This window comes from Corallococcus sp. CA054B, assembly GCF_003611625.1.
Classification (GTDB): Bacteria; Myxococcota; Myxococcia; order Myxococcales; family Myxococcaceae; genus Corallococcus; species Corallococcus coralloides.
On the sequence record NZ_RAVY01000343.1, the window covers coordinates 1 to 4,763 of the forward strand.

3 protein-coding genes and 1 pseudogene are annotated in these 4,763 nt (G+C 67.7%); all 4 read right to left on the bottom strand.

What is annotated here, in order from left to right; translation table 11 throughout:
- Positions 1–317: pseudogene (locus D7V80_RS40220) on the bottom strand (hypothetical protein); the annotation flags it as partial.
- Positions 318–321: 4 nt separating this feature from the next.
- Positions 322–2,940 carry a TonB-dependent receptor domain-containing protein gene (locus tag D7V80_RS40225; protein ID WP_120593055.1) on the bottom strand — a complete coding sequence of 873 codons (2,619 nt, stop codon included), beginning with the start codon at positions 2,938–2,940 and terminating at the stop codon, positions 322–324.
- Between the two features lie 30 nt (positions 2,941–2,970).
- The gene (locus D7V80_RS40230) at positions 2,971–3,783 is read right to left on the bottom strand and encodes an OmpA family protein (protein ID WP_120593056.1); all 813 of its coding nucleotides are present in this window, start codon (positions 3,781–3,783) and stop codon (positions 2,971–2,973) included.
- 121 nt (positions 3,784–3,904) lie between these two features.
- A complete protein-coding gene (locus D7V80_RS40235; RefSeq protein WP_120593057.1) occupies positions 3,905–4,456 on the bottom strand; it encodes a chalcone isomerase family protein in 552 nt (183 codons plus the stop codon).
- Positions 4,457–4,763: the final 307 nt, after the last annotated feature.

The following is a 4,763-nucleotide window of genomic DNA, read 5'->3' on the forward strand; positions in this document are numbered from 1 at the left end:
CTCAACGACAACACCCCGCCCGGCAACGGCACCCCGCCGTCCCCCGGACACGCCACGTCCCCGTAGGGGTTCACGTCCGGCCGGCACAGCGCGTACGTCACCGTCACCGGACGCGCGTCCGGCGTCACCGCCAGCGCGCTGAACGTCACCGGCGGCGGCAGCGTGGAGGCGTTCGGATCCAACGCCAGCTCCGGCGGCTCCGCCTTGATGCCGAGCACGCGCACACTGCGAATCTCACTCTGGGCGTCGAAGTCCGGGCCGCTGCACGCGGTCGCCCCCAGCAACGCAATCACAGACATCAGGACGGGAGTGCGCATGGCGTCAGAAGGCCCCCTTCAGGCCGAGCACGGGCAGGATGGGCAGGCCCTTGAAGTACTCGCGCTTGGAATAGTTGTAGTTGTAGGCCACGCCCTCGACCGACTGGTTGTTGTACGCGTTCGTCAGGTCCAGGTAGAGGTCCAGGTTCCACGTGTCGAAGATGAGGTTCTTGTCCACGCGGATGTCCAGCTGGTTGAACGACGGCAGCCGCTGCGAATTGACCAGCCCGTAGTACGGGATGAACACGTCCGTCGTGTCGTCGCGCTTGGAGCCCAGCACCGGCGTCGTCGGGTTGCCGGACGCGAAGCGGAACCGCGCGCCCACCTCCCAGCCCTTCGGCAGCTTGTAGCTGGCGATGGCCGTCAGCACGTGCGTCTGGTCGTTGTCGAACTTGCGCCAGCGCGCCCCCGGCGCGTCCCGGCGCTCGCTGCGGCTGAGCGTGTACGAAATCCAGCCGAACAGCCGGTCCGTCAGCGCCCGGCGCACCAGCAACTCGAAGCCGTAGATGCGCCCCACGCCGCCGTTCTTCAGGTTCTCCGGCACGGACTCGCCGTTCCGCACGACGCGCGCGTTCGAGCGGACGATGAGGTCATCCAGGTCGTTGTAGAAGACCTCGCTGCCCACGAACCACTCCGGCCGCGCCTGCCACTCCGCGCCCACGCTGTACTGGAGCGACCGCTTCGCCCCCAGGTCCGGATTGCCGAACCCCGGCGACGGCTCATCCTGCACCGGCGGGCTGTGGTAGACGCCCGCGCCGCCCTTCAGCGTCAGCGTCTCCGTGAGCGCGTAGCGCACCGCGAGCCGCGGGTTCACCGAGCGCTTCACCTCCTGCTGGTCCGTGAAGATGTAGCTCTCCGTGCGAATGCCCGGCACCACCAGCAGGTCCTGGATGGGCCGCCAGCGCACCTCCGCCCAGGCGGACGGGTAGTACTGGGTGAACTTCCCATCGATGTTGATGAGGTCCTCCGTCACCAGCGGCGACGGCGGCTCGCCCTCGCGCGGCGGCTGCTGGATGCTGGCCGTCACGTTCGCCAGGTTCGCCACCACGTCCAGGCCGCCCGCGACCGTCACATTGTCGTTGAACGCGTACTCCACCGTGGGCCGCAGATACAGGTCCGTGGACGCGATGCGCAGCCCGCGCTCGCCAATCTGGAAGTCCAGGATGGTGTTGCCCACGAGCCCGTGCGTGTCGAGCAGCAGCTTGCCCTCGCGGAACTGGTGCCGCAGGCGCAGCTGGTTGAAGCCCGTGGTCACATCCAGGCCGCCGTTGACGGACGGGTCGCCGTCCGCCGGCTGGTCCAAGAGCAACGCCAGCCGGTCGCGCGACGTCAGACCTTGCAGCGTGAAGGTGTGGCGGCGGCTCGGCTTCCACACCAGCTTCGCCTGCGCGTCGTAGTAGCGCGGCGCCACCTGGAGGCTGTCGTCGTCGAACGGCACCGCCTTGAGCACCAGGTCGATGTACGAGCGCCGGCCGCCAATGGCGAAGCTCAGCGTGTCCGTGATGGGGCCTTCAATCACCGCGTTGGACTCAATCAGGCTGATGCCCACCGTGGCGTGGAGCCGGTCCGTGCGGGGCTCGCGGCTGCGCACGTTGATGACGCCGCCGGTGATGTCGCCGTAGTACGCGGAGAAGTTGCCGGGCAGGTAGTCCACCGCCTCCAGCAGGTCCGAGTTGTACACGGAGGTGAGGCCACCGAAGTGGTACAGGATGGGGATGCGCAGGCCGTCCAGGAAGACGCCGGACTCCTGCGGGCTGGTGCCTCGGATGACCAGCGCGCCGCCGTTGAACGCGGGCCGCGCCACGCCCGGCAGGTTCTGCACCACCTTGAGCGTGTCCCCCTGCGTGCCCGGTACGCGCTGCACCTCCGCTACCGTGATGGTCGTGCGCGTCACCTCCTTGCGCTCGCGGTCGCTGCGGACCACCGTCTCGTATTGGCTGAAGATGCGCTTCTGCACGTAGTACGTGGCCCGCGTCTCCTTGCCCTCTTCAATCGTCTCCTGCGTCTTGAAGCGGTCGTAGTTGCCCATCACCACGACGACCGGGTGCGTGCCCACGGGGACGCCCCGGAAGGCGAAGCGCCCTTCTTCGTCCGTGACGGTGGCGCGATCCAGCTCCGTGAGCACCACCTCCGCGCCCACCAGGGGCTTGCGCGTGCCGCGCTCCAGCGCCTGACCGCTGAAGTTCACCGGCCCCTGCGGCTCCTGGACACCGCCGTCCGGCGAGGCCTCCGGTTGCGGCTCCGGCGCGCGGAAGACGAACTGGTAGGCGTACTGGATGCGCACCGGCGCGGGGACGTTGTCCACCTCCGCGGGCTCGAACTGGAACTGCTTCACCGCTTCCGTGGCGGCCTCGTCGAAGCCGTGGCCCGCGGGCTGGGTGATTTCGACATTCGTGACGGCGCCCGTCTCCGAGATGTCGATGAACATCACCACCGTGCCCTCGAGCTGCTGGGCGGCGGCATCCGGAGGGTAGGCCGCTTCGACCTGACGCAGGAGGGCGGGCGGCTTGGTCAGCACGCCCGTGGGAGCGCCAGCATCACCGGCGAGAGTTCCTGCGTCCGGAGCCTGAGCCACGGCTCCGGTCGCAAGCAATACACAGACGACACAGAGGAGCGTTTTCATGAAGGGTGCGCGGGTCTCCCGCGCCCCCTCCTAGCGCCCCCCGAGGCTGGGAGCGAGAACGATTTCGATGCGCCGGTTCTGGCTCTTGTGCTCTGGCGTGTCATTGGGAACGAGCGGCTGGTACTGCCCGTAGCCCGCCGCGGACAGCATGGTCGGATCCACACCAGAGTCCTGAAGCGAACGAACCACCGCCATCGCGCGCGCCAGGCTCAGCTCCCAGTTGGTGGCGAATTGTCCGCCGCCGGTGGGCACGTCGTCCGTGTGGCCTTCCACGCGCACGATGCGGCCCTTCACCGTCTTGAGCGCGTCGGCGATCTTCACGAGCGCCTCCTGCCCTTCCTTGCCCACGCGCGCGGAGCCGGACGCGAAGAGGATCTTGTCCTTGAGCTGCACGGTCATCCGGCCCTTCATCTCCGACAGCTCAATCTTGCCGTCGGAGATCTCCTGCTTGAGGGACTGGGCCAGGTTCTCGTACTCGGAGCTCTTCTTCTCCAGCTCCTCCTTCGCCTGCGCGAGCTTCTTGGCGTTGCGCCCCAGCTCGTCGTTGAGCGCGGCCAGCTGCGCGTTCTTCTCCTCCAGGGCGCGGCGCTCGGCCGCGGCGCCGGTGAGGCGGTTCTCGGAGGCATCCAGGCGCGTCTGCAGCGCGGTCTTCTCCTGCTCCAGCGCGGCCTGCTTCTCCTCCAGCTCCTTGATCTTCGCCTCGGCGGCCGCGCGGGCCGCCTTCTCATCCGTGAGGTTCTTCGTCAGCCCTTCCGCCTCCAGGGCCTTCTCGTTGAACTTCCCCTGCGAGACGCAACCCGTGGAGAGGGCAACGAGGGCAGCCAGAACCAGACGTGTCCGCATAGGTGCGATTCCTCCTGACAAGGATGTTGGTGGGTCCGAGACTACCGCTCTCGGGCCCGCAGCCTAGGAGAAACGCGCATCCAATTTGAGGCCAAACTTCCTGGCTGGACGAGCGGCCAGCCTACTTGGGGAAGATGGGGTGGGTGTCCAGCCAGGAGCTGAAGAGGGCGTCGGCGAAGGACTTGCCGGGGATGTGGACGCCGCCGGACGCGCCGCCGGAGACATGGAGGCCGGAGCCGGGCAGGTAGGTGAGGACGAGGTCGTCGCCCTTGCGCACGTCATGGAGGGACGACAGCAGCTTCTCCAGGGACTGGTTGAGGGCGTCCTGGCGCATGGCCGGGTTCTGGCGGAGGCCCTCGCGGAAGCTGCCCACGAGTTGGTCCTTGGTGATGGTGCGCAGGAAGCGGAAGTGCAGGCGTTTCAGGCTGTTGGAGGCCACGGCCTCCTTGAAGCAGGTGGGCTCCTCCTCCATGTAGAGGCTCCACACGTACACGTTGAAGAAGAGCTTCTTCTTCAGCTCCATGTGGGTGAGCGCCAGCGTCTTGCCCTCCACCTGGAGGGAATCCGGCATGTTGACCCCGCCCGCCTGTCCCGCGTGGGCGGCAGCGCCCACCAGCAGGAGCATCCCCAGCGCGACCCCTCGCGCCCCCTTTGTCCACACCGTCCCCGTCATCGCCTTCCCCTTCACCCTCTTCCCAAATCCGGTGATCGCAACGGTGTGCATGCTCTGGAAAACCGCCACCGGCGGCGATCATTGGTTTGTGCACCATTGGACGGCAACCGGAGGCCCAAGGCAAGGCTGTTGGGGGCTCAAGTGACTCCCCGGTTGGCGGCCGGACAGGACGGATGGCGCGGGGTGTCGTGAAACCCGGGAGGCGGGTTTAGCCCGGGGATGTGGCTCCCGGCCAGGGCAGAATGGCGGGATGGACCTGGCACGTGGGTTTCGGGGACTCCTGGCGTGGGGCGTCGTGGTGCTGCTG